A 26,594-nucleotide genomic window follows, 5' to 3' on the forward strand; every position below is an offset into this window, starting at 1 on the left:
TCTATCACTTTGAGTATGTAAATTATTCGTGTTTGGTAGGCAAGAGGCAAGAGTCAATAGGCAATAGGGGATTATTAAATAATAATTTATAAACTTTTAGTTTTTATTTTACTATAAACACTATTCAATAAAGGTTATGGAAGTCCTGTTTCTCTTAATTTATAATAACCACACTCTGAAGAAGCTTAATTTTCTTCATTCCCACCTAACTTCTCAGAGAAACCTATTGATTGATAATCTTGAACAGTATTACAATTGAACAAAACTTGTTGATTTTCAACTTGAATAGGTCTAACTTTTTCTTCATTTAACCATCTTTGAAAAGAACGATTATTTGTCTGTAAATAATTATTCAGTGATGAATAACAGCTACTACGATAAAAACCACATAGACAATCCCATCCTTTTTCATTTTGAGGAAGAAAAGCCATAACCTCTGAGGGAATTTGAGATAGTTGACTCACCCATAATTTTACTTCTTTTAAGGTTAAGCAGGGTAAATCACAAGCAAGAAGAAAAACCCATTCCGAATTAACATATTTTAGCCCTTGAGCAAAAGCCATTAAAGCCCCTTGAAAAGGTTGAGAATCAGAAATAAAAACAACATCAGAAGGTAATATTTTTTTATATTTTTCTACGTTATAAGTAATGAGAGAAACTCGATTTGAGATTTCTTTTGCTATAGAATAAATATTCAATAAAAGGGGTTTATTATTAATTTTTAAAAGAGCTTTATCTTGACCCATTCTGGAGCTTTTACCTCCAGCTAAGATTAAAGTTTCAATATTCATATATACAAAGTTAATAAATTTTGATAAAAATAATTAATCAATTGATTTTCTCGTTTTTAATATGCTATTTTCTCAGTTCTTGAAAATAACTCAAACGCTTACCTATTTATTACCCATTGCCCGTTGCGCATTCCCTATGTCCTGATACTAATAAAAACCTCAGTTTAGTTTAAAAATATCTGGATAAGGTTAGGTGTCAGGTTGCAGGTTGCAGGTGTTAGGGTGATGAGGAGATGAGGGGAGAGGGTGAGAGGGAGAAGTAGTAGGGGCTTAGGGTTTTGGGGTGGTAGGGGTTTTTAGCAAGGGGCTTAAGCCCCTTGTTTAAGTCAGTTCGGGTTAAGGCAATTTTATCGTTATTTCTAAGAAGAAGCTATAAGGTTTTCTGACTACGAGTTGGGATGCTTTCAGCTTATCCAAAACTCAGGTTAATAAATTTTGTACTTCACCAAAACGAAAATTGCGATATAAAACTTAGTTTTAATCAAATAAACATTTTTAACAATTTATAAAGGTTGATTATGGAAGTGTAATTTAAAGGTTAAAATTATCATAGACAGAAAAAGGGAAGGTGAAAATCTATGACTACTTTAACTTTGAAAGAAAAGGATTTTGCTCAGATAACTCCAGAACAAGTTGCCGAAATTGCGGCAAGATTAGAAGAAGATGAGTATAATACTCCTTTTGAAGGGTTACAAGATTGGCATTTGTTGAGAGCGATCGCATTTCATCGTCAAGATTTGGTTGAACCCTATCTCTATCTATTGGATATTGAGGCTTATGACGAATCGTGATGGTAGCAAATCTAGTTTACATAAAATTCATGTTTTGGTGGCAATTGGGGGAGGAATAGCGGCTTATAAAGTTTGTGAATTAATCTCCCAGTTGTTTAAAAAGGAAGCCAAAGTTAAAGTAATTTTGACCGAATCTGCCCAAAAATTTATTACTCCCCTTACGGTTTCCACTTTATCCCGTCATCAAGCCTATACGGATGAAGACTTCTGGCAACCTACTCATTCTCGCCCTCTACACATTGCCTTGGGAGAATGGGCTGATTTGATGATTATTGCCCCCCTGACGGCTAATACTCTAGCTAAATTAGTTTACGGCTTAGGAGATAATCTTCTTACCAATACGGTTTTAGCCTCCACCTGTCCGATTATCGTTGCCCCTGCCATGAATACAGAAATGTGGCTACAAAAATCAGTACAAAACAACTGGCAAAAGTTGGGAGAAGATAAACGTTATTTTTCTTTACATACTAATACTGGTTTACTAGCGTGCGATCGCTATGGTCAAGGTAGAATGGCTGAAGCAACAGAAATAATAACCGCTATTGAATCGGTTATTATTACCAATGGTAAAAGGGATTTAGTGGGGAAAAATGTCCTAATTAGTGCGGGAAATACAAGGGAATATCTTGATTATGTGCGTTTTATTGGTAATCCTGCCACAGGAAAAATGGGCATTGCCTTAGCCTGTGCCTGTTATTATCGTGGAGCGAATGTAACCTTGGTTGCCGGAAATATTAGTAATGAGTTATTACAATATACTCCCCCTATTCAAATTATTTCTGTGGTTACGGCACAACAAATGGAAAAAGCAATGTTAAGTAATTTTGTCCAAGCGGATATTATTCTGATGGCGGCGGCAGTGGCAGATGTCAAACCAAAACATTATTTTCCTGATAAATTGGGGAAAAAATCGCTCCCTCAAAGTATTGAGTTAGAATACGTTACTGATATTGTTGCTCAGTTGGGAGAAAAGAAAAAACCTTCTCAAAAGCTGATTGGTTTTGCCGCCCAAACGAAGGATATTGTAACTCCTGCCATGTCCAAATTGATACGTAAAAAGTTAGATGCGATCGTCACTAACCCTATTGATAAGGATAATGCAGGATTCGGAAGTGATACCAATGAAGCTATTTTCATCAGCAAAGATGGCACACAAACGGTTATACCCTCCACATCTAAACTTCTTTTAGCCCACAGGATACTCGATTTAGCACTCAAGAATTAAGAGTTAGTTTTCTTTTCTTCTTTCCTCTTTTACTAAAAATTAGAGTGAAACTAACCTGAGTTTGAGATAAATTTTCATGGCTCTATTACTTCTCGTCGTGATAAATTGTTAGTTGACAAAGGGAAAAGAGAAACCCCTCTGTATCTCCCCTTAAAATACGATTTATTATTAATTTTTCATAACTACTGTAGAAGCAGGGTTTTTTCATTCTCAAAAATGTCAATTTTTGAAACTAACAAATAACCTCAGTTCGGTTTAAGAATATCTGATAAGGTTAGGTGTCAGGTGTCAGGTTGCAGGTTGCAGGTGGTAGGGGTTTTTAGCAAGGGGCTTAAGCCCCTTGTTTAAGTCAGTTCGGATTAAGGCAATTTTATCGTTATTTCTAAGAAACCATAAGGTTTTCTGACTGCGAGTTGGGATGCTTTCAGCTTATCCAAAACTCAGGTTAACAAATAGTAACAGATACCTTAAGGGGGGACAATAACTCTAAAAACCTTATAGGTAGCAGGTAGCAGGTGTTAGGTGTTAGGTTTTGTCTCCACTAATATTTATCATTATCTCTATTTACTCAATGGTTCAAATAATAGGCAAAACTATTGGATTATCAACATTTTGAGATAATATGTCTGGCTATTTATTTCGTAAATACAAAATACTGTTCATGTATTTAAAACCTGCAACCTGAAACCTGAAACCTAAAACCTACCCTCACTGCAGTTTCATTGTCTCCCCGTCAGAACAAATACAGGAGTTTTTAAGTATTAATTAATCAATTATTAAGAAAAAACGCTCCCCTCTACTGTGGAAAAGGGGTTGGGGGTGAGGGCAAGATAATTTTGCCCTGACTTTGAAAAAACCCTGCTGTAGAAGAGCCATTTTTATTTATGAGTGATGATATGAGTGATGGCGAAAAAGGCAAAGGGAAACCCCCTCTAAATCATACTTTTGTCTTCTTCAATATAAATCACCGCTTTCTTGTAAAGAATGTAATCTTTGATAAATACCCTGTTGAGCTAATAATTGTTCATGATTACCCAATTCAGCTATTTTACCTTGATCTAAGACCACTATTTTATCTGCCTCTCGAACGGTACTGAGACGATGGGCGATAATAATGGTTGTGCGAGTACCAAAAATTGATCGCATCGCTAGTTGAATTTCCCTTTCTGACTCATAATCAAGACTAGATGTTGCTTCATCGAAGATTAAAACATCAGGATTCATAATTAATGCCCTTGCGATGCCGAGTCTTTGTTTTTGCCCTCCTGATAGTCTGACTCCCCTTTCTCCTACTACGGTATAATATCCATCTGGTAATTCTCTAATAAACTCATCCACACGTGCGATCGCACAAGCTCTTTTTACTTCCTCAACGCTAACATAAGGATTACCATAAATTAGATTATCAAAAATTGTACCGTTGAACATATCCACATCTTGATGAACAATAGCTAAACGCTTTCTATAGTTTGTAATATCAAGATCATAAATATTTTTTCCATCTATGAAAATTTGTCCTTTTATGGGTTCAAAATAACGATATAACAACTTAACTAAAGTTGATTTTCCTGAACCAGATTTACCCACTAAAGCCACAGTTTCATACGGATTAATTAATAAGTTAATATCTTCTAAAACCAACCGATTTTGATGATAACCAAAAGCAATATTTTTTAATTCTATTTTTCCAGTAAATTGATAAGAATTTTGACCAGAAAAAGAAGGAGATAAGCTAGAAGCATCCTCCCCAACGGGCAAATTCATAAATTCATGAAAACGAATCATCGAAGCATAACGACGAGCAAAAACTTCAGCTAAATTACTAATGGGTTCAATTTCACTGTAAGCCATACTAGCAATGGTATAAATTGTGATGAAGTGTCCTAAAGAAATTTGTTGTTTAACAGTAGGAATAAGAATAGAAATAAATACTAAAAATAAGGATAATTGAACCACGGCTCTCGACCATGTAGCTAATTTTACATAGCCCAAATGAATACGATTAATAACTACTTGATATTCACGATTAAGACGTTTTTTTTGCCTATGTAATTCCTGTGATTCTGTGGCAAAAGCCTTAACTGTTTTTATGTTGGTAATAATTTCTGATGTACGACTTTCGGTATTTTCTTGATGTTTATCTAATAATTGTTCCTCTCTAATTAATTTTTGTAGATGAATTAAAGTAAAAATTAAAATTAATAAGAAAGAGATAATAAAACCAATAGCAATCCATTTTTCTAATAAAAGAATAACAAGAAAAATTCCGAAAACTCTGATCAACTTAGGAATTAATTGACCTGCAATTTCAGGATAAGTCCATGTATGGTTTGCAATGCCTCTAGCAACCCTTCCTGCTATTCTTCCCGGATTATTTTCATCATAAAAACTTAAAGGTAAGGAAAGTATTTTCTCTATTACTTTTTCTGAATAATCTTTACGAGATTTTAAGGCAACTTCCCAATGAAACCAAGAAGCTATCCAAGGTTGAATAGGTGCTCTAACAACAGTAATTATAAAAATGAACATTACCAAAATTGTCAGAGATAAAGTTGTATAATCTTGCAAATAAGGAAATAAAAATCCTGTTTTATCAATTAAATTATTAGTAAAATTATCTACTTTCTGGTCAGAAATAATATCAAGGATTTGTCCGATTAAATAAGGTACTGTTAAATCAATTATTTCAAATAAACCAGCAATTCCAATACTAAAAATAACCGTTATTTTATAATCTTCATAATATTTAATTAAGTCTCGAAATGAAGCCATATAATTTATTTTTTTTAATTTTAATTTTCCTCTTGGTAAAATATTCTAAACACTTTAGAAACAGAAATATTATACTAACTTAAATAAACTGAGTTCGGGATAAATTTTCTTTTATGGTTGATGGCAAAAAGGGCAATCATTTGAGTTAGGAGTTCGTTAGGGGCGAACGGCCATTCGCCTGTACAGAAGTTCGGAACAAAAATAAAAAAGAAATTTCCCGTAAGGGTTGAATATATTCAACCCCTACCACCCTAAGCCCCTACTTCTCCTTCTCCCTCTCCCCTTATCCCCTCATCCCTGACACCTGCAACCTGAAACCTGACACCTCTGTTCTAATAATTACTTATTGTGAAACGAAGGTTTAATATTTTTATTGAATGGTTTTTTTCCTTTAAAATTGTTGGTTTTTGGTACGGGTTTGATTCTTGGACAAGCATAGGGTATCACTTTTTTTATTTCTAACACATCTCCTTTTCTTTTGCATAAAACCTTATAAACGTATCCTGCCCACAATTTTTTATTTTTTACCCAATCAAAAGAATTAATAAAGGTATATTTAAACTTTTTGATAAATCCTGTTTCTTTGGCGATTTTTCGCACATCTTCTAACATCATAGAGCGCTGGACAGTAATATTTTTCTGTAGTGTCCAAACCCCTGTAAACTCCCAAGATTCTTCGCCTTTAGGATTGGTGGGCATTGTACCGTCCCAAGCTATAATTTGTAAGCTGACTAATTTATTATCTTTCATTTTAGGATAACCTCTAAACCAGTGATCTCCCAATAATTCTGGTTTATTGTGGGCTAACCAAAGAATACGACTGTTTTTAAATGTAGCTTCTAATTGTGTTCCATCGGGAAGAATTAAGTGGAAAGATTTTTCTCCTTCCCCAGGGGGTATTAACATACCACGAACTTCTGAGATCGCCTGATGACAACCATTTCCCGCTAATATTTTATAACGTTTTTTTTCTACTGGGGGCTTATCTTTTTGATTTTTTTCCGATGAGAAATTAGTTTTATTTTTCTTTTCTTTAGTTTGTTTTTCTTTATTATTTACTGGTTGGTTTTCCTCTTTATTTTTGGTTAATTTATCTTTAGCCTTATCTTTTGTTTTATCTTGAGAGGATTCGGAGAATGTTTCTGATGTTTCTTGATTTTTATCAGAGGAAACTTTCGTTGTGAGCCTCTCTTCGGTGGATTTATATTGAGAATCTGATTTTACTTGAAGTTTAACGATTTCTTCTTCCGAGGGACAACAAAGACGACAAAGTTGATATTCTTGTTCTAATGCAGTTTGTAGAGAATCGATGGTTTTCCATCCGTCTTTATCTGGTTGACAATAGCGACAGGTTTGGGCGTGAACTTTTCCTGTGGGTGAAACATAATATATAGGGGTGGGTGAGGAATCATTTTTATTTGTCATAATCGGTGAGTAATAAAACAACTAATAATATTTTTTTGAGATCAACTTAAGTGATATTAAATTACAACTCGTGTCTCATTTTAATTTTTTTTTGCTTATTTTTCTCTAATTCCTCCAGAAAAGTTATATTCTTTTCTTACATTGTGGTTTGATTAACTTACAGTTTGGATTACTCAATTATCATAAAGAGAATGAAACAAAAGAAGATCAATTTTTTAGAATCTAGTTTAAATTATTCTTTGTTAAAGTCTGATTCTGATTCTTTAATTGTGGGAGTTGATGAAGTGGGGAGGGGGTGTTTATTTGGGGGAGTAGTAGCGGCGGCGGTGGCAATGCCTTTGAAGAAAATACATTTATTGAGGGATATTGGGGTAAATGATAGCAAAAAGTTAACACCTAGAAAGAGAGAGAGTTTGATAAATCCGATAAAGGCGGTGGTTGACTGTTACTCTATTGTGGAAGTAGATAATATTACTATTGATCAAATTAACATTTTTCAGGCTTCTCTATTGGCTATGACGAGAGCTATTCTTAATTTGTCTATTTCTCCTTATCTTTGTTTAGTTGATGGTAAGTTTACTTTACCTAATTTATCTTTTCCTCAAATATCTTTGATTAAGGGAGATATGCGATCGCCTCTTATTGCTTCTGCTAGTATTTTAGCGAAGGTATGGCGAGATGAAAAGATGCTCGAATATGATCAACGATACACCAACTATGACTTAAAAAATAATAAAGGTTATGGTACAAAAAAACATCTAGATGCGATCGCACTTTATGGTTTAACTCCTTTACATCGGAAATCTTTTAATTGTGGTCAGTGAGCGAATCAAAGATAAAAAACTGTGAGACAATTAATTATACTGATTAAACGACACAAAATTAAGTAAATAAAGAGACAAAAATGACTTCTACTCTACTCTTAACTATACTGTTGATGATAGGTTTATTCTTTTTCATTAGAGGCAGTATCAAAGACCGTACAGAAATTGTAACCTTAGCTTGTCAAGACAACGAGGATAATATTCTTAGTTATTTACGCAATTATTTTCTGCAAAGATCTTATCAGGTAAAAGCCATTGATCCAGATAAAAATAAAGTAACCCTAGAAGGTTTTGTTTCTCCTAGTATCTTTCTAGCTAGTTTTCTTAGCTTTTTAGCTGGTTGTGGCTTATTCTGTTTTGCCTTAGTATTATCAATGTTATTTAAGACAGAATACATCTACTTCGTCGGTTTAGTAATTTTTGCACCCCTTGCCGGTTGGTTTTATTGGCGTGGTGCTAGTCGAGTAGAAGAAGTAGCTTTTCGTTTGGATGCCAAACCAGAAAATTCCAAGGATACAATCATCACCATTCAGGCTCACCGAGATGAATTAATTGAGTTACAAAGCTCTTTCCCTTTTTCCTATACTGTGCAGGATGATTAATCAATGATGAAAACAATCTTAAAACAATTATCACTTAAACAATTTGCCCTAGGTATGTTGACGAAGTGGCACTGCGCGATCCCGAAGGGAACTACTACGCAGTATGCACTAATTACTGTGTTACAGATCACCTCATTTCTTTTACAAACTCCCATAGCAAAAGCAGATAGCCCTTTAACCTCAACGGATTTAGCCAGTGCCTATCAAGATTTAATGGTAATTGACACTATTCAAGAGAAACAACCCTTACAAGGAGAAGCCCTCAGATTCCTACTCAGCAACGCCCCCTTAGATGAAAAAGCCGCCGTTATCAATAAACTAGGGTGGAATATTGACGGACAAAATAATGGTTATATTTTTCTTCAAGCCCTAGCCAAAAAGAAAGGAGTAGCTGTTAATAATCTCGTTTTAACTGACTTAACACCGAAAGATAAATTCGTTTTAGGCTACTTATTAGCTATGGATGACTATTTTAATCTTTCCCCCCTAGATACCAACAGTAACAATAATCTTTTTTCGGCAACTCCCCTTGATTTACTGTCTCAAGCTGCTTTTGCTATGCCTGAAGACTTTACCGTGCATTTCATTAAATCTTTAGTAGAAGCACAACTTTACTTTGACGTGTCATGGTGTGCCATTTATCTTACCCCCCAATCTGTATTAAGAATTTTTCCCACAGAAACAAGAAATTTACGTCCTTCTGCTGTATCTAAAACTATGGAATATATTAATCTTTATCAGGATAATTGTTACTAATTGACGCTACTTTAGGGCAGGTGTGTTGATAACTAAGACAAGGCAATAGGCAATAGGCAATAGTGAATAGTGAATAGTGAATAGTTGATAATTACTCATTACTCCCCTAAATTTGTCACCTGTAACCTGCAACCTGCAACCTGAGACCTTTTTCCGAACTCCCAACCTCTTATCCGATATTCTTAAACTGAACTGAAGTTAATTTAGATTACACAGGCAGTATATCATGAAATTTTGCATCGTCAATGTAGCGGTTTCCGTCAGGAGTAATTCTGACAACATCAACAAAATGATGATCCCAAATAATATCTTGATTAAAATAAATATGACGACCATGAATTGTTTGAGATAATGTACCATCAAATCCCATTAAAGTAATAAAAATTTGATAATCCTCTCGCAAAAATTCCTCTTGATTAATAGAAAAAAGAGGACTATTAGAATTGATTGGGTGCATAATCATCCACGTCAATGCCAAAAAGGGAGTTTGCGATCGCACTAAAGATAAATCAACTAAGTGTCGCATGGTGTAACCTTCTGTTGTTGTAGTGTCCGGCATTAATAAACTTACTCTCACTTGTGCTTCAACAATCCAATTGTTTCTTAAATTCGCTACTCGAAACATTAATGTAGGAACACCATTGTAAGGACATATTACCGCAACTTTACTGAATAAAACTCTTGCGGTAGGGCGAGAAAAACGCACAAACATTAAACTGGTAATCATTGCTAATCCCAGTAAACCAATAAAAACCTCGATCGCAACTAGAGTGTGCGCAGGTAAACTCTCTGGATACATCGCACCATAGCCAATGGTTGCCATAGTTTGCACACTAAAAGAAAAAGCATCAAGAAAAGAATTAGGACGAACATTATTAATACCCTCACTAACACTCATGTAGGCTATGGCAAAAATGCCATTTAAGATTAGATATGCAAAGATGATTAATGAAAAAAAACTAGCCCAACTGATAGTTAATAAAAAATGATAAATATCTCCCCAATCAAACCAAGCCTTTCCTAATTCAATAAAGTTATTTCCCTTCTTTTTTACCACCGATAAAGATTTTTTTCTTTTTCCCATTTTTTTACTGTTGCCAGATGCAAAGTTGCCTGTTGTCTGACTTCTCCAAGAAGTCTAATCAATAACCGCACTACCAGTTCCTTGAAACATTAACCATGACAGAATAAAATTAGTAATAAAAATCGTGATTAAAGAAATTACTACCGCCGCAGTAGTTGACTGTCCAACGCCTTTTGCCCCTCCAGTGGTAGTCAATCCCCAATTACAGCCGATAACTGCAATAATAATGCCAAAAACTAAGGATTTAAGCATGGAAGCGATTAAGTCCCAGGGTTTTAAAAAATTACGTATGGAGTCCAAAAAAACTGTGTTGGAAATATCATAAAGAGAATCAGCTATGACTAAGCCCCCCATCATACCCATAAATAGAGAGACAATGGTTAAAATCGGCAACATTAAGCAACAAGCCATTACCCTTGGCGTTACCAAGTAATCAACAGGATCGGTTTTAAGGATTTGCAGAGCGTCTATTTGTTCTGTTACTTTCATCGTGCCAATTTCTGCGGCAAAAGCACTTCCTACTCTCCCCGCCAAAACAACGGCAGTCAAAACAGGGGCTAATTCTCTTGTAAGTGCGATCGCAAGAACCCCCCCAACGGCGCTAGTTGCTCCAAAATAAATAAACTCCCTTGCCACTTGAATAGTAAAAACCATACCCACAAAGACCGCCGTAATTAAAGCAATACTCAAAGAGGCAGGACCTACAAATGCCATTTGTTCCATCGTATTGTTACGGTAAATTTTTCCCTGCAAAATATGGACAATAATTTGCCCCATCAAAAATAAACCCGATAACAAACGGTCTAATAGTTTATTCATATATAAAGTACACTAATGATAAAACAAGAAGTCAGAAATCTCTTGACCATTGAAATAATTATTTTTTTCAACTTTACCCCACTTTTTCCTTTACCTCCAGATCATCTCTAATCATCAACCCTAAAACGTTCCACAGAGGAAATTAAATCTTTGGCAATGCCCACCAAATTTTGCAAAGAACCAGCTACTCTCTGAGATTCTTGAGAAGTTGCCTGAGCTGTCAATTCAACCGCCTGCATTACTTTTGCTACTCCTCGGGAATTTTCTCTCTGCTCATCAGTATCTGCTGTAATCGATCGCACCAAGGCATCAATACGATTGGACACTTGAATAATATCTTCCAATGCCCGTTTTGCCTGTTCAGACCTCTCGGTTACATCTCTTACCTGTTGAATACCCTCTTCCATCGCCGTCATAACTGAACCAGTTTCTGTTTGAATTTGTAATACAATTTGTTCAATTTCCTGCAAGGATTTTGCTGATCTATCTGCTAACTGTCGTACCTCATCAGCAACGATCGCAAATCCTCTCCCCGCCTCTCCTGCCCTTGCGGCCTGAATAGAAGCATTTAAAGCTAATAGGTTGGTACGAGAAGAAATCTGAGAAATAACAGCCACAATCGTTGAAATTTGTTGGGATGCCTCTGCCAATCTTTTTACCTTACGGGTTGTTTCTGATACTGTTTCCCTAATCTGCAAAATACCAGCAACAGTTCTTTCTACCGCATCACCACCCTTTAAAGCCGTAACACTAGAGGAACGGGCCACCTCTTCCGCTTCTCTGGCGTTTTCTGCCACCCTCTGAATTGAATCTGTCATCATCTGAACAGAATTTAACGTAACGGCCAATTCTTCCGCCATCCGCAACGCATCACTCGATTGATTACGAGCAAACACCTCACTATCAGTACTTGCTTTGTTAACCTGTACCGCCGCCTGTTGTACCTGTTTAACGATTTTCCGCAAGTTAGTAATAGTCACGTTGAAAGCATCCGCTACCGCCCCTAATACGTCTGCTGTTACCTCAGCTTGTACCGTTAAATCACCCCTAGAAGCTCCTTCCACATCATCAAGAAGACGAATAACCTGTCTTTGTAAATCCTCCCTTGCTCTCTCCGTCTCTTCAGCCCTCTTTCTCGCCTCTGTGGTAGTGGTATAAATCATTTTTGTCATCTGATTAAAACCAGCAGCTAAAGTACCAAATTCATCTTGAGAATAAACCGTTGCTTTTATCTCATAATCACCCTGATAAATGGATTCAAAGTGATTTTGCAAGTCATTGGTATAGCGTTTAATGTGATTAGTCATCAAATAACCCATTGCAATGGTAGAAGCTCCACCACTAATACCAGCGATTAAACTTAACAACAATGTCCGAGAAAAAGGCAATGGTATTTCTTGAGTTTCCCTTGTTTCTTGAGTTTGTTCGGTCGTTTCTGCTCCAGATTCAGTAGTCGTCACACTTGTATTTTCTATATTCTTAACTCCCCCTTGAAACAAACTTACCATTAACACAATCACAAAAGTAACAACTCCTGTAACACCACCATGTACTAATTGTTTAGTGAATAGGGAAAAATTATAATATTTGGCAAGTTTTCCTTGGGGAACTTCTACTTCTGGATTAATAGCAATAGACGAGGATATGCCAGAAATATCTCCTAAAGAAGAAGAAACACTTATATCTTCTTCCAAATCTAAATTAATTTTGTCTGTATCAAAGGAAAAACTACCTGTAATTTCATTATCAAAATCGCTATCAAAAACATTCTCATCTGTTTCTATAACATTGGGAAATATCTGCTCTGGTTTATTATCCTTTGTAAAAATGCTCGAAACTGGCAACTCATCAGCATCAATGTCGGGAATATCATCTAACTCATCGGGGGCAAAAAATAAATCTTCTTCTCCTTCGGGTACGAGAGGCATATTATCATCCTCTAAATTTAATCCCGTATTAGTTGAAGTTTTACCAGCAGTTAAAGGTTCTAACTGAGAACTGTAATCTCCCAAGTCATCATCTAAATCATTAAGGAAACCAGTCTCCCCCGTCAACATTTGTTCTAAATCGCTCAATTCAGGTTCATCTTCACTAGACACAACAAAAGTGGGAGCTCCTGTATCTTGCATTTCATCTTGATTTAGATCTTCATCATTAGAATCACTTTCAAACTGTTCATAATCTATATCAGCATTATCAAAATCAAAGCTCAACAAATCATTAGATGCACTATCTAAATTTATATCATCGTCAAAATTGTTTTCGTCCAAAGAGGGGTCAATAAAATTGGCGGCAGTGTCATCTTCATCCTGTTCATCATCATCCCCTGATTTTTTTTGCTCTGTGCGTTTTTCACTTTTACTCAATGTGGGGGGAGGATTATTGGAATTTTTAGAGAAACTTTGATCAAAGGGAGAATTTTGCTGTAGGGTGGGATCTTCTATTTCTTCTTCTTCTAAATCATCTATATCCCAATCAATACTGTCAAATTGGATACTGCTTGTCCAATTATCATCATCATCGTCACCGATTTCTTCCACTTCATCGTCAAAATCTGGCTCTTCTACCTCTGGAGGATACAGAGATTGATCTTCGCTATCTTCTTCTATTTCTGCCAGTCCTTGTTTAGCCAATGTCACTAAATCTTGATGATCTGTTAAATCCAAGACTTTTTGATAATTAACTTGAGCTAAATCATATTCTTGTTGTCGTAGATGAATATGACCTTTTAGTAAGAATGCACTAGGATCATCTGGATAGTCATCCATAATACCATCAGTAATGAAGGACGCTTCTGCTAAATCTCCTTCTAAATAAGCGGTACGAGCTTGTTTAAATCTTTCTTGATAATCGGTTTCTGATACCATTTTGCCCTCTTTTTCTTCTGCTATTTCCTTGATTTGATGTTAAATGTTAAATCGATTATTCATTTTCATGCTACCCAACGGGCGGAACGTAAAATAGCAATTTGATCAAGTAACCTGATTCGTTTATTCTTATCATCAATCCATTCCCCTTGTATGTAGGGAGCAATATGATCTGGTAAATTTTGTGGTAGTTGCAACGTATCTACATCAATCCATTCCATTGCCCCCAATTTATCAACAGCTAATCCCAAAATAGTTTCTTGTTCTTCTACTGCAATTACAGGAATTTCTGCTCTGTCAGTATTCAAGATATTAGGATACCCCAAAAATTGACCTAAATCTGCAACCCAAATTATTTCACCTCGAAGATTAATTGTTCCTAGGAGTAAAGGAGAAGCATTAGGCACAGAGGTGATACGTTCTGATTCTTGTTGCATTACTTCCCTAATTCCTACGGCGGAAAGGGCAAATTCGTCTCCAGAGGGCAGTACAAAGCGAAGATGTAGTTCACCCTCTGGGGCTTCTACCTGTTCCACTGTTTGTTCCGCCCCCAGAGGAACATTGTTATTCACTACTTCTGGATAGTATTGATTCTCTGCCATTTTTTTTGATGCTACTTTTGATTTTTAATAATCCCATTATCATCAAATAATAGAATATGAGCATTAGTTTTACGATAGTCATTATATAACTATTAAAACTAAGAAAATTTTTAGAAAAACAAACAATTATTAATTCTTATTTTTGGGCAAATATCAACGCTAAATTTTTTTTGAATTAGGCTGTAATTTTGCTTGTGAGTAAAGAGAGCAATTGATTATACCTCGTCTTATAATCCCCATTCTAACTTTATCTTTTTAAAAATTGTTTAATAGTAGCAATTAATTCTTTTTCTCTGAAAGGTTTGGCTATGTAGGCATCCGCCCCTTGTTTGATACCCCAATAGCGATCGAAGTCTTCTCCTTTTGATGAACAAATTATGACAGGTAAATCTTTGGTTTGGGGATCAGATTTTATTTTACGACATACTTCGTAACCATTCATTTTAGGCATGATAATATCCAATATAACCAAATCAGGGCGAAGATTAGGTAATACTTCTAAGGCTTGAATTCCATCAGTAGCTACCTCTACGTTAAAACCTTGTTTGGTTAATAGTTCAGAAATCATTTTTCTTGTCGGAATACTATCTTCGACAAGTAACACTGTACTCATAAGAATAAAAAATCTATTTAGTAAAAGGGTACTCGTTCAAAGGGCAAGGGGCAAGGGGCAAGGGGTAAGGGGCAAGGGGCAAGGGGCAAGGGGCAAGGGGTAAACTCCCCTTTATCCCCCCTCTTGAGGGGGGAGGGCGAAAGTGTTTAATTAACTTCTCCCATCCTCTTTTACTTTTATTAATTACTTGTTTCTTCCCAATCCCCTAAACCCCTAATCCCTCAGAATTAATTTATCTAAATAGACTGGTAATTGCCCTACCAGTGTTTTCCATATTGAGAGCATCCATAGCGGCGGTAGGTTCATAGCCGCAGTGTACCATACAATCAGCACATTTAGGATTACCACTTTTATGTCCGTAATTTTCCCAGTTAGTGTTATCTAATAATTCTTGGAAGGTTTGATAGTAGCCTTCATTCATTAAATAACATGGTTTTTGCCAACCTAACACGCTATAACTAGGACTTCCCCAAGGAGTACAATCATAGTCTTTTTCTCCCATTAGAAAATCGAGAAAGAGGGGGTTATGGTTGAAGTTCCAACGTTTTTTCCCGTTTTTCCAAGGACTGAGAATTTGTCTAAATAGAGCTTTAGTTTGTTCTCTTTTTAAAAAGTGTTCTTGATCTGGAGCCCATTCATAACTGTAACCAGGAGAAATCATCAAGCCATCGGTGTTAAGACTTTCGAGAAAATCGAAAAACTCCTGCATTTGTTGGGGATCAGTACCTTCAAACACGGTTGTATTAGTTGAAACTCTAAAACCTTGAGCTTTGGCTGTCTTAATGGCTTTGACTGCGGTGTCAAAAACTCCTTCTCTATTAACACATTTATCATGGGTCTCTTTTAAGCCGTCAAGATGGACGCTAAAAGTTAAGTAGGGAGAGGGTTCAAATAAAGAAAGTTTTTCCTCTAGTAAAATACCATTAGTACAAAGATAAACAAACTTACGACGTTCAACTAAACCTTGGACAATTTCGGCTATTTGGGGATGTAATAGAGGTTCTCCTCCCGGAATGGAGACAATGGGGGCGCCACATTCTTCGACTGCTCGAAAACAATCTTCTGGGTTTAAGTATTGCTTTAATATTTCTAGGGGGTGTTGAATTTTTCCACAACCGGGACAGGCTAAATTACACCTAAATAAGGGTTCTAACATTAAGACAAGAGGAAAGCGTTTTTTCCCCTGTAGTTTTTGTCTCAGTATATATGTTCCGACGGCGATCGCCTGTTGTAATTGTACTGCCATATTTTATCCTCACACAATATAAAAGTTATTATTCAGAGAGTTCGGGGAGGGGATTGGGTAACAGATGATTTAATTGATCATCATTAACGGGTATAGGAGATTCTGCGAATAGAAGCACCCAAGTTTTGGAATTTCTGCTCTAAATTCTCATAGCCTCGATCGAGGTGTTGTAAGCCTTGGACGATGGTTTTACCATCGGCGGCTAAACCTGCTAAGACAAGGGCGGCGGACGCTCTGAGGTCTGTTGCCATTACCGGCGCACCTGAAAGACGAGACACTCCACTAACTAGAGCCGAATTACCTTTTACTTTTATATTAGCCCCCATTCTCTGTAATTCTGCAACATGACGAAGACGATTTTCAAAAACTGTTTCTGTTACAAGACTATTACCTTCACTAATGGTGAGTAATGCCATAAATTGTGCCTGCATATCCGTAGGGAATCCGGGATGAGGTAAGGTTTCAATATCACTGGCTTTTAACTCCCCGGGAATGGTGCGTAAAACCGTTGCACTTTCTTGTTTAATCTGACAGCCAATTTCTTCTAATTTGGAAATGACAGGGATCAAATGTTCAGGATTAACGGAAGTTACTAGGATTTCAGAATGGGTGATTGCTCCTGCTACCAAGAATGTTCCTGCTTCGATGCGATCGGGTATGATATGATAGTCGGTTGTGTGAAGGCGATCGACCCCTTCAATGACGATAGAATCTGTCCCCGCTCCTCTAATTTTTGCCCCCATACTATTACAGAAATTAGCTAAATCAACTATTTCTGGTTCTTTCGCCGCATTTTCAATAATCGTTTCACCTTCGGCTAAGGTTGCCGCCATAATGATGGTTTCAGTCGCTCCAACGCTGGGATAGTCGAGGAAAATCTTTGTCCCTTTTAAGCGTCCTCCTTTAACAGAGGCATTAACAACTCCATGTTCGATAGTGACATGAGCTCCCATAGCTTGTAAACCCCTCACATGAAGATCTACAGGACGAGAACCAATGGCACAACCACCGGGTAAGGGTACTTGAGCAACCCCTAAGCGAGTTAAAATAGGTCCGATTACGAAAAAACTAGCCCTCAGTTGGGAGACTAAATCATAAGGTGCTTTTACCGCCTTTATATCACGACAGTCGAAATCCCATGTTGTACCTTTTTTTTCTATTTTGACTCCTAAAGATGACAATACTTGACCCATTGTATTAACATCTACTAGACAGGGCATATTGTTTAAGCGACACTCATCCTCACAAAGTAATGTTCCAGCCATAATGGCAAGGGCGGAATTTTTTGCACCGCTAATTTTGACTTCTCCTTGCAAAGATTTTCTGCCAGTTATTTCTAAGGCTATTTGGTCTGTTGTCTTGAGGGATTCATTGGTTAAACTAGAAATGGAAGTATTTATGGCTTTGTCCTCCTTAAAACTAAAGTTTTCTGTAAAAATATGTTTTTTACTATTTGAGATCTGACATTTTTTAGCTCAGAATTAAGTATATAAATTTACTTAAAAAAGTTTTAACAACCACTTAAATATCGTGGGTGTCTCTTCTTTTCTATGTTTTTGTTAATACTGTTATCTAAAACAATTTGGAGTCAGATGATCTAAAATTTAAAGATAAAAATTAAGTAATTAGGCAAAAAAGATTGTTGATTTTAAAATTAATAAAAATTTTCTCCATTCCCCATTGCCTATTGCCCATTCCCTTTCACAACCTAAACATAAAATTAATTTCACTCATCTACTGAGTATCAAGTCGAGGAGTTTTACAAGGTAAGACTGCAAAGTTAGTTAAAACACCACAGATAAAACATCCATCTAAGAGGTATAACATAAAATTTCCTGTCGATGGCACTTAACTTGCTAAAACCTAACTTACTTTCATTAATTCTGTAAGTAATTAGATAAGCCTTACATTTATGTTTTGGTTGTTTGATTAGTATATTTTAAATTGGTATTCAAGATCGAAAGTGTTATATTTTGGTTTTGATTCTAACTTATCAATAATCATTTGTTCAATTTTTTTTCGATTTATTTTCTGTAATTTTGTGGATTTTTAAGAAAATTTAGTAAAAATACGGTAAAGTTTAAGCATAATCAATTTAATTACTTTGAGATCTCCGTATATCTAACCATTGTTGAAGAATAATCGCCGCCGCACGCTTATCAATTAAACCTTTTTGACGAGAAGAATATTTTTTACTACTTTTTAGTTGCTCCTCTGCTTCTAGGGAAGTCAGTCTTTCATCTACAAATTCTAATGGTAACTCAAGGGCGTTACTCAATCTTTTAGCATATTTAATTACTTGCTTTGCCTGAAACCCAATTTCTCCTTTCATGGTATAGGGAATACCGGCTACCAATAAATTGGCTTCTCTTTCTTCAATAATTCTCCGAAACGCTTCTACATCTTCTTTAAAACTACGACGATTAACAGTAGTTAATTCTGTGGCTATTAATCCTAAACCATCACAACCTGCCACTCCCACTCTTCTTAAGCCTATATCTAATCCTATAACAGCAACTCTTTCCATTAATTTCTTTACAAGATAAATTACAACATCAAAACTCTTGTTTACTCTTTGATTTTCCCCAAACTAAAAGAAGGAAATCCCAAATAAATACTACCTGAAATAACTGTTAAAACTAAGGCTATCCAAAACAAGATTAAACCTATATTGGTTAATTGAGGAACAGGAATAATTAAGAGTGCGATCGCACCTATTTGAGTTACAGTTTTCAGTTTACCCCAAATATTTGCCCCTGAAATATCATTATCAGAACTAAGTTGAGGATTAACTCTCCATCCTGCAATAACAATTTCTCTAATGATAATAATAAAAACAGCCCATGCCCTTAATTGCTGACGCTCAATTAAAATCAATAAGGGAGCAATAATTAAAATTTTATCCGTAAGAGGGTCTAAAAATTTTCCCAAGGCAGTAATTTGATTTAATTTTCGAGCTAAATAACCATCTAACCAATCCGTTAAAGCCGCCACGAGAAAAATAAAAAAAGCCAACCACTGAAAACTTGTAGATGGTTGATATAAAAAATAAATGAGGGGAAGCACCAAAACAATACGTATGGCAGTAATGGTATTGGGTATATTCACGGGGTTATTTTTCTTGAGAGTTATAAGTGAGTCCGGATTTTAGTTTACTCGGGAGGGTAGGCAAAAAGCAATTAGTAATTTAAGAGTAAATTTTCTTCTCTAGCCCTCTTCCCTCATCCCCCCTTCTCCCCAATCTCGTAACACTCTAACCCTTAATCCTTAAATCTGAAGCTGAATTCAAGTTAGTTATATTTACCAAAATAATGGGTCAAAAGCCTCGCCCTTTTAGGGCGACTTTAACCAATAAAAGGCGATGAGCCTACTCCTTTAATCTTATCCTCCTGATAAAATCTCTCACTACCTCTGTTTGATTCCTCCCTGTTTGCTCACAATATAACTTGAGCTTTTTTTTCTTCTATTGTTATCGAAATCGTTAGATGAACTTTTTTATTTTGTGGGTTCATTTCTCTTTTTTTTCGCTATCATACCAATATATACGGTGTTAGTCTAACATGAAACAACGATATAACTATAGAATTTATCCTACGTCACAGCAAGAACAGTTGTTAGCTCAACTGTTTGGTTGTTGTCGTGTGGTTTATAATGATGGGGTAGCGTTGTGTCAGCAAATCTATAAAGAAGGAGGTAAAAAACCAAGTAATAGTGAACTTCAAAAACTGTTAATCACCCAAGCCAAGAAAACTGAAAAAAGAGAATGGTTGTCAAAAGTTAGTGCAATCCCTTTGCAACAATCACTAAATGATTTTAACATCGCCTATCAGAACTTTTTTAATTCCTGTCAGGGAAAAAGAAAGGGAAAAAAAGTAAAACCGCCTAAGTTTAAGTCGAGAAAATCAAATCAATCAGCACGGTTCACTCGTGGTGGTTTTAAAGTTGGGCAACATAAAATTAAGTTGGCAAAAATAGGTAAAGTAAAAATTATCTGGTCAAGAAAATTGCCTAACCCACCATCATCGGCAACAGTGATCAAAGATTCTGCCAGTCGGTATTTTATTTCTTTTGTGGTGGAGACAATCCCTGAAAAATTGCCTGACAATGGTCAAAGTGTGGGGATTGATTTAGGAATTGAAACTTTTGCAACTCTAAGCAATGGGCAAAAGATAAAATCTTCTAAACCATTAAAGAAATATCAAAGGAAACTGAGACGTTGCCAGAGAAATTTAAGTAGAAAGAAAAAAGGGAGTAAAAGAGATGAAAAGGCAAGAAAAAGAGTAGCTAAAGTTCACAGAAAAATAAAAGACACTCGCACTGATTTTCTACATAAATTGTCAACGGATATTATTCGTGAAAACCAAACGATAGTATTAGAAGATTTGAACGTTAGTGCCATGGTAAAAAACCGTAAATTAAGTAAAGCAATTAGCGATCTGGGATGGGGTACATTTAGGACTCTGCTAGAAGCAAAATCTGTAATGTATGGTAGAGAGTTTATTGTGATTGATCGGTGGATACCAACATCTCAAGTATGTTCTAATTGTGGATTTAATGGCGGTAAAAAAGAATTAAATATAAGAGAATGGACTTGCATTAATTGCGGTGTAGTGCATGATCGTGATATTAATGCAAGTAAAAATATCTTAGTCGCTGGAGGGCATTCAGAGACTTTAAACGGACGTGGAGCAGGACGTAAGACTAGCATAAAGTTAGCAGTAGGCGATGAAGCGTCAACCCACCGAGAGATTAGATTTAAGCACTTAAGTCTATTCTAGTAGGAATCCCGTCGCCTTCAGGCACGGGAGGATGTCAAAATTATTATATTGGTCAAATTTCGGATAAATTATCTTTCGATGAATAACTATCAACAATGGCAATGGCAGGGATTTAATATTGCTTATCAACAGTGTGGAGAAAAAGGGGCTTCTGTAGTTTTTATTCATGGCTTTGGAGCAAATAGTGGTCATTGGCGCCATAATCTCAAAGTTATAGGAGAAAATTATTGTTGTTATGCCATTGATTTGCTAGGTTTTGGAGCTTCTGATAAACCCTTACCCAATCAACCCTTATCTTATACTTTTGAAACGTGGGCAAAACAAGTGGGGGATTTTTGTCGGGAGGTAGTCAAAACTCCTGTTATATTAGTGGGTAACTCCATTGGTTGTGTTGTCACTATGCAAACTGCGGTTGATTATCCTGATTTAGTGACAAAAATAGCGGCTTTTAATTGTTCTCTCCGATTGTTAAATGAACGTAAACGATTAACTCTTCCTTGGTATCGTAATTTAGGGGCAACGGTAATGCAAAAAGTTTTAACCAATAGAGCGATCGCATCTTACTTTTATAATCAAATAGCAAAACCGCAAGTAATCAGAAAAATTCTCACCCAAGCCTATAAAAAACAAGAAGCTATCACCGATGAATTGATTGAAATCATCTACAAACCCTCTCAAGATAAAGGGGCAGTGGATGTATTTGTTGCATTTACAGGCTATTCATCAGGACCAATTCCAGAAGATTTATTGCCTATCTTACCATGTCCTATCACTTTTTTTTGGGGAGCGGAAGACCCTTGGGAGTCTATTGAATTAGGCAGAGAATTAGCAAATTATCCTTGTGTAGAAGATTTTATCGAATTAGAAGGTTTAGGACATTGTCCCCAAGATGAAGCCCCAGAAATCGTTAATCCTCTCCTATTAAATTGGTTAGAAACATCATCACCTAAGTTAAATGAAAAAAGTATTGAAAAATAAGAAGTTGAGACTCATTAATCGACTAATTATTAACTACTAATTATTCATTACTCACTTGAGTCAAGGAGAAACAGTAGAAATTCTGACATCAAAAGCATAATTTCCCATGGGTAACATTTCTCCGCCACCGTTAGTAATAGACATATTAACGATCAAATTACTACATTTACTCACTTGTTCTGGAGTCCAACCAAAATCACCACTATTAGCAACACTTTTGTATCCTGAAGCTGAATTTCCAGCAAAAACAGGGCTTCCCATCCCTTGCTGGGTTCTACAGCCATTAATGACCAAGTTAGAAATGGAAATAGGATTATTCAAATCTTGTTCAGAAGATAGTATGGGCTCGGAAATTTCTATTTGAGTGGGGGCATTACATCTTAAAGTTGCTTTCATGCTTTCTCCATTGGGTAATTCGCTAGCGAGTTTTGTGCGACTATCATTTTCCCCCAACCTGCCATTACTATCAACAGTTATATAACATTGTTTAGTTACTGTTCCAGTGAATCTAATATTCACAGATTCGGCTAAGACATTCTGAGTTCCTGAAATTAAGGAAAAGGAAGTAGCTACTATTAAAAAGTATTTTCCTGCAATTTTAGATAAGCATAGCATTTCCCCCACAGGATTTTTTAAGTCCCGCCTCCTATCGTGTATTTTTAACCTTTTTCTATTAAGAAATATTGCAAATAAGTATCTTTTTGTATCTTTTTTCTCTATAGAATCAAGGTTTTCTTCTCTTATATCTCTAATTTATCCTATAAAATGTGTAATTGAAATTGGGAAAAATACAGATTTTTTTAGTTTAAGCACAAGTAAAAATATCTACGTGTATTGCCAACTGTTTTAACTCTTAATTCTTAATTTCTCATTTAGGTGGGGTTCGGAGGAATGGGAGATGAGGATTATCCTTAATTCAAAAATTCAAACAACCATTGTGATCTACTTTCATGACAAAATAGAGAGTATGATTCAATTTGAAAACGAAATGAGCGAGAATTTAAAAAGTAAAGCAATTACTCAAGGAGTACAAAGAACCCCTAACCGTGCCATGTTAAGAGCGGTGGGTTTTGGAGATGATGATTTTAATAAGCCTATTGTCGGTATTGCCAATGGATTTAGTACCATCACCCCCTGTAATATGGGTTTAAATGACTTGGCATTGAAGGCAGAATTTAGTTTACGTCAAGCAGGGGCAATGCCTCAAATGTTCGGTACTATTACCATTAGTGATGGTATCTCTATGGGAACAGAGGGAATGAAATATTCTTTAGTGTCTAGGGATGTTATTGCTGATTCTATTGAAACCGCTTGTACTGGTGAAAGTATGGATGCGGTGATTGCCATTGGTGGTTGTGATAAAAATATGCCCGGAGCGATGATTGCGATCGCACGGATGAATATTCCTGCTATTTTCGTTTACGGTGGTACGATTAAACCGGGGCATCATAACGGTAAAGATTTAACGGTAGTAAGTGCTTTTGAAGCCGTTGGAGAATATAGTGCAGGAAAAATTGACGAAGAAGAATTACTCGCCATTGAGAAAAAGGCTTGTCCGGGAGCAGGTTCTTGTGGGGGAATGTTTACAGCAAATACAATGTCTTCTGCTTTTGAAGCCATGGGTATTAGTTTACCCTATTCTTCTACTATGGCCGCCGAAGACCAAGAGAAAGCAGATAGTACGGCTAAATCCGCAGAAGTTTTAGTAGAGGCAATCCGCAAACAAATTTTACCCAGTGATATTCTCACCCGTAAAGCCTTTGAAAATGCGATCGCAGTTATCATGGCAGTAGGTGGCTCTACCAACTCAGTTTTACACTTGTTAGCTATTGCCAATACTATTGGTGTGCCTTTAACCTTAGATGACTTTGAAGCTATCCGTAAAAAAGTACCTGTTATCTGTGACTTAAAACCATCAGGACGTTATGTTACTGTTGACTTACACAAAGCCGGTGGTATTCCTCAAGTGATGAAAATGTTATTAGTCAATGGCTTAATTCACGGAGACGCATTAACTATTTCAGGACAAACCATCGCTGAAGTATTAGCCGATATTCCCGAAAATCCCCCCGAAAATCAAGATGTAATTCGTCAATGGGGCAATCCTTTATATCAAGAAGGGCATTTAGCCATCTTAAAAGGTAACTTAGCCACAGAAGGAGCAGTCGCTAAAATTAGTGGTGTTAAAAATCCTGTTATCACTGGACCGGCAAGAGTATTTGAATCTGAAGAAGAATGCTTAGACGCAATTTTGGCAGGAAAAATTCAAGCAGGAGATGTGGTTATTGTTCGCTATGAAGGGCCTGTGGGCGGACCTGGTATGAGAGAAATGTTAGCACCAACCTCGGCAATCATTGGAGCTGGATTGGGAGATAAAGTCGGTTTAATTACAGACGGACGCTTTTCAGGTGGGACTTATGGTATGGTAGTGGGACACGTTGCCCCAGAAGCGGCAGTGGGCGGTAACATTGCCCTAGTGGAAGAAGGAGATAGCATTACTATTGATGCTCATAATAAGCTGTTGCAAATCAATATTTCTGAGGAAGAATTGAATAAACGCCGTCAAAACTGGACTCCTCGTCAACCTAACTATACGAGAGGAGTATTAGGTAAGTACGCTAAGTTAGTGTCTTCTAGTAGTCTCGGTGCGGTGACAGACTTAAATCTCTTTTAGGGAAGAATTGGGAATTGGGAATTAGGAATTAAGACAAGGCAATTAGTGAATAGTGAATAGTCAATAGTTGATAATTACTCGTTACTCATTACTTTCTTCTAAAACCTGAAACCTGAAACCCTGTACGGGCGAATGGCCATTCGCCCCTACTTCTCCCTCTCCCCTCATCACCTCATCCCCTAAACACCCTAACACCTGCAACCTGAAACCCGACACCTCTTTCCGAACTCCGATTGATTGAAATGAAAAAGAATTTAGGGTACAATATATAATTTGGTCTGTATAATCTTCATTCTCAAACTCATGCTACCCATCGTTGCTATAATTGGACGACCCAATGTCGGTAAATCTGCCCTAGTAAATCGTTTATGCGGTGAACAGGATGCCATCGTTTTTGATCAACCCGGTGTAACCCGCGATCGCACCTACCGTCGAGCATTCTGGCAGGATCGAGAATTTCAGGTAGTGGACACCGGGGGATTAGTCTTTGATGATGAGACAGAATTTTTGCCTTTGATTAGGGAACAAGCAGAAGCGGCTTTAAGTGAATCCGTGGTAGCTATATTTGTGGTGGATGGAAAATTGGGATTGACCGCAGGAGATGAAGAAATTGCCTCTTGGTTACGCTCTCAACCTGTACCCGTTGTGTTGGCAGTTAATAAATGTGAGTCGGAAACTCAAGGGTTAACTCTGGCGGCAGAATTTTGGAATTTGGGCTTGGGTGAACCTTTCCCGATTTCAGCAATTCATGGTAATGGCACAGGAGATTTATTAGAAAAGGTAACAGAATACGTGCCTTCGATGGATGAGTGGGAGGAGGTAGAAGAAACAAAAGTTGCCATTGTTGGTCGTCCTAATGTCGGCAAATCAAGTCTTTTAAATGCCTTGACAGGAGAAAAAAGAGCGATCGTTAGTCCTATTTCTGGTACTACCAGAGATGCCATTGATATGGTGGTAGAACGAGATGGAAAAACCTATCGTTTAATTGATACTGCGGGTATCAGAAGGAAAAAAAATGTTGATTATGGTACGGAATTTTTTAGTATTAATCGGGCATTTAAAGCCATCAAAAGGGCTGATGTGGTCTTATTTGTAATCGATGTTTTAGATGGTGTTACTGAACAGGATTTGAAGTTAGCAGGAAGAATTATTGATGAGGGTAAGGCCGCCGTAATTGTTGTTAATAAATGGGATGCGGTGGAAAAAGATACCCATACTATTTATGAATATCAGAAAATTATAGGCGATCGCCTCTACTTTATGGAATGGGCAGATCGAGTTTTTACTTCAGCGATGACAGGCAAAAGAGTTGACAAAATTTTGGACTTAATTGACACCGCCGCCGAAGGACATCAAAAACGAGTCAGTACCTCTGTAATTAATGAAGTAATTGAAGATGCTGTGCGTTGGCACTCACCTCCCACCAGTCGTCAAGGAAAACAAGGTAAGATTTATTATGGTACTCAAGTTACATCTAAACCTCCAACCATTGCTTTATTTGTGAACGATCCAAAACGCTTTAACGATAGCTATCGTCGTTATATGGAAAAACAGTTTAGACAACAATTAGGCTTTCATGGTACACCCTTAAAATTGCTCTGGCGTGGTAAGAGTTTAAGGGAAGGAGAAAAAATGGGCAGTAGCAATCGAGCAACAAAAGTTTAACGTAAATGGCAAAAGAAGTCCCTAATCTCAGCATAGCGGATTAGCGGATGAATTGTGCCTCGATAAAAAAATATCCGTAGGA

At 36.6% G+C, this 26,594-nt stretch carries 22 protein-coding genes; 9 read left to right on the top strand and 13 right to left on the bottom strand.

Annotated features, from left to right (window positions below; all coding sequences use genetic code 11):
- Nucleotides 1-185: 185 nt before the first annotated feature.
- Nucleotides 186-791: a molybdenum cofactor guanylyltransferase gene (locus CYAN10605_RS14635; RefSeq protein ID WP_015220722.1), complete on the bottom strand. Its 606-nt coding sequence runs from the start codon at nt 789-791 to the stop codon at nt 186-188.
- Between the two features lie 578 nt (nt 792-1,369).
- On the opposite strand from CYAN10605_RS14635, the gene isiD reads away from it, so the two are divergent.
- Complete coding sequence (gene isiD / locus CYAN10605_RS14640) at nt 1,370-1,582, top strand: protein IsiD (RefSeq protein ID WP_015220723.1); 213 nt, start codon at nt 1,370-1,372, stop codon at nt 1,580-1,582.
- Nucleotides 1,569-2,807, top strand: a complete 1,239-nt coding sequence (gene coaBC, locus CYAN10605_RS14645) for a bifunctional phosphopantothenoylcysteine decarboxylase/phosphopantothenate--cysteine ligase CoaBC (RefSeq protein WP_015220724.1) — start codon at nt 1,569-1,571, stop codon at nt 2,805-2,807. Before isiD ends, coaBC begins: the two co-directional genes overlap by 14 nt.
- Before the next feature lie 954 nt (nt 2,808-3,761).
- Here the strand turns inward: coaBC and CYAN10605_RS14650 are convergent.
- On the bottom strand, nt 3,762-5,579 hold the full coding sequence (locus tag CYAN10605_RS14650) for an ABC transporter ATP-binding protein (protein ID WP_015220725.1): 1,818 nt from the start codon (nt 5,577-5,579) through the stop codon (nt 3,762-3,764).
- A 339-nt stretch (nt 5,580-5,918) separates the two neighbouring features.
- The gene (locus CYAN10605_RS18920; RefSeq protein WP_015220726.1) at nt 5,919-7,004 is read right to left on the bottom strand and encodes a hypothetical protein; all 1,086 of its coding nucleotides are present in this window, start codon (nt 7,002-7,004) and stop codon (nt 5,919-5,921) included.
- A gap of 191 nt (nt 7,005-7,195) precedes the next feature.
- Between CYAN10605_RS18920 and rnhB the strand changes: the two genes are divergently transcribed.
- The 3 genes from rnhB (at nt 7,196) to CYAN10605_RS14670 (ending at nt 9,186) form a co-directional block, all read left to right on the top strand.
- Nucleotides 7,196-7,828 (top strand): ribonuclease HII, encoded by a 633-nt coding sequence (rnhB, locus tag CYAN10605_RS14660; protein WP_015220727.1) that lies wholly within the window; start codon nt 7,196-7,198, stop codon nt 7,826-7,828.
- Between the two features lie 80 nt (nt 7,829-7,908).
- On the top strand, nt 7,909-8,430 hold the full coding sequence (locus CYAN10605_RS14665; protein ID WP_015220728.1) for a cofactor assembly of complex C subunit B: 522 nt from the start codon (nt 7,909-7,911) through the stop codon (nt 8,428-8,430).
- Nucleotides 8,431-8,433: 3 nt separating this feature from the next.
- The gene (locus CYAN10605_RS14670; RefSeq protein ID WP_015220729.1) at nt 8,434-9,186 is read left to right on the top strand and encodes a hypothetical protein; all 753 of its coding nucleotides are present in this window, start codon (nt 8,434-8,436) and stop codon (nt 9,184-9,186) included.
- A gap of 208 nt (nt 9,187-9,394) precedes the next feature.
- Here the strand turns inward: CYAN10605_RS14670 and CYAN10605_RS14675 are convergent, their stop codons facing one another.
- The 9 genes from CYAN10605_RS14675 to pgsA form a co-directional block, all read right to left on the bottom strand.
- Nucleotides 9,395-10,270 (bottom strand): ion channel, encoded by an 876-nt coding sequence (locus CYAN10605_RS14675; RefSeq protein ID WP_015220730.1) that lies wholly within the window; start codon nt 10,268-10,270, stop codon nt 9,395-9,397.
- Between the two features lie 54 nt (nt 10,271-10,324).
- Complete coding sequence (locus tag CYAN10605_RS14680) at nt 10,325-11,089, bottom strand: MlaE family lipid ABC transporter permease subunit (protein WP_015220731.1); 765 nt, start codon at nt 11,087-11,089, stop codon at nt 10,325-10,327.
- A 107-nt stretch (nt 11,090-11,196) separates the two neighbouring features.
- The gene (locus tag CYAN10605_RS14685; RefSeq protein WP_015220732.1) at nt 11,197-13,956 is read right to left on the bottom strand and encodes a methyl-accepting chemotaxis protein; all 2,760 of its coding nucleotides are present in this window, start codon (nt 13,954-13,956) and stop codon (nt 11,197-11,199) included.
- Between the two features lie 65 nt (nt 13,957-14,021).
- The gene (locus CYAN10605_RS14690) at nt 14,022-14,558 is read right to left on the bottom strand and encodes a chemotaxis protein CheW (protein ID WP_015220733.1); all 537 of its coding nucleotides are present in this window, start codon (nt 14,556-14,558) and stop codon (nt 14,022-14,024) included.
- Nucleotides 14,559-14,805: 247 nt separating this feature from the next.
- On the bottom strand, nt 14,806-15,171 hold the full coding sequence (locus CYAN10605_RS14695; RefSeq protein ID WP_015220734.1) for a response regulator transcription factor: 366 nt from the start codon (nt 15,169-15,171) through the stop codon (nt 14,806-14,808).
- A 232-nt stretch (nt 15,172-15,403) separates the two neighbouring features.
- A complete protein-coding gene (gene hpnH, locus CYAN10605_RS14700) occupies nt 15,404-16,417 on the bottom strand; it encodes an adenosyl-hopene transferase HpnH (protein ID WP_015220735.1) in 1,014 nt (337 codons plus the stop codon).
- 83 nt (nt 16,418-16,500) lie between these two features.
- Complete coding sequence (murA, locus tag CYAN10605_RS14705; RefSeq protein ID WP_083887266.1) at nt 16,501-17,805, bottom strand: UDP-N-acetylglucosamine 1-carboxyvinyltransferase; 1,305 nt, start codon at nt 17,803-17,805, stop codon at nt 16,501-16,503.
- A 707-nt stretch (nt 17,806-18,512) separates the two neighbouring features.
- Nucleotides 18,513-18,944, bottom strand: coding sequence for a Holliday junction resolvase RuvX (ruvX, locus tag CYAN10605_RS14710; RefSeq protein ID WP_015220737.1), 432 nt, complete (start codon nt 18,942-18,944; stop codon nt 18,513-18,515).
- A gap of 41 nt (nt 18,945-18,985) precedes the next feature.
- Nucleotides 18,986-19,525: a CDP-diacylglycerol--glycerol-3-phosphate 3-phosphatidyltransferase gene (gene pgsA, locus CYAN10605_RS14715; protein WP_015220738.1), complete on the bottom strand. Its 540-nt coding sequence runs from the start codon at nt 19,523-19,525 to the stop codon at nt 18,986-18,988.
- Between the two features lie 452 nt (nt 19,526-19,977).
- Between pgsA and CYAN10605_RS14720 the strand changes: the two genes are divergently transcribed.
- Nucleotides 19,978-21,195, top strand: a complete 1,218-nt coding sequence (locus tag CYAN10605_RS14720) for an RNA-guided endonuclease InsQ/TnpB family protein (RefSeq protein WP_015220739.1) — start codon at nt 19,978-19,980, stop codon at nt 21,193-21,195.
- A 78-nt stretch (nt 21,196-21,273) separates the two neighbouring features.
- Complete coding sequence (locus tag CYAN10605_RS14725) at nt 21,274-22,173, top strand: alpha/beta fold hydrolase (RefSeq protein WP_015220740.1); 900 nt, start codon at nt 21,274-21,276, stop codon at nt 22,171-22,173.
- Nucleotides 22,174-22,233: 60 nt separating this feature from the next.
- Here CYAN10605_RS14725 and CYAN10605_RS14730 read toward each other — a convergent pair whose 3' ends face one another.
- Nucleotides 22,234-22,788 (bottom strand): hypothetical protein, encoded by a 555-nt coding sequence (locus CYAN10605_RS14730; RefSeq protein ID WP_015220741.1) that lies wholly within the window; start codon nt 22,786-22,788, stop codon nt 22,234-22,236.
- Between the two features lie 373 nt (nt 22,789-23,161).
- Here CYAN10605_RS14730 and ilvD point away from each other — a divergent pair, with 373 nt between their 5' ends.
- On the top strand, nt 23,162-24,847 hold the full coding sequence (ilvD, locus tag CYAN10605_RS14735; protein ID WP_041922932.1) for a dihydroxy-acid dehydratase: 1,686 nt from the start codon (nt 23,162-23,164) through the stop codon (nt 24,845-24,847).
- Between the two features lie 303 nt (nt 24,848-25,150).
- Nucleotides 25,151-26,512: a ribosome biogenesis GTPase Der gene (gene der / locus CYAN10605_RS14740; protein ID WP_015220743.1), complete on the top strand. Its 1,362-nt coding sequence runs from the start codon at nt 25,151-25,153 to the stop codon at nt 26,510-26,512.
- Nucleotides 26,513-26,594 lie beyond the last annotated feature (82 nt).

Origin of the sequence: Cyanobacterium aponinum PCC 10605 (assembly GCF_000317675.1) — a bacterium.
In the GTDB taxonomy this organism is placed as follows: Bacteria; Cyanobacteriota; Cyanobacteriia; order Cyanobacteriales; family Cyanobacteriaceae; genus PCC-10605.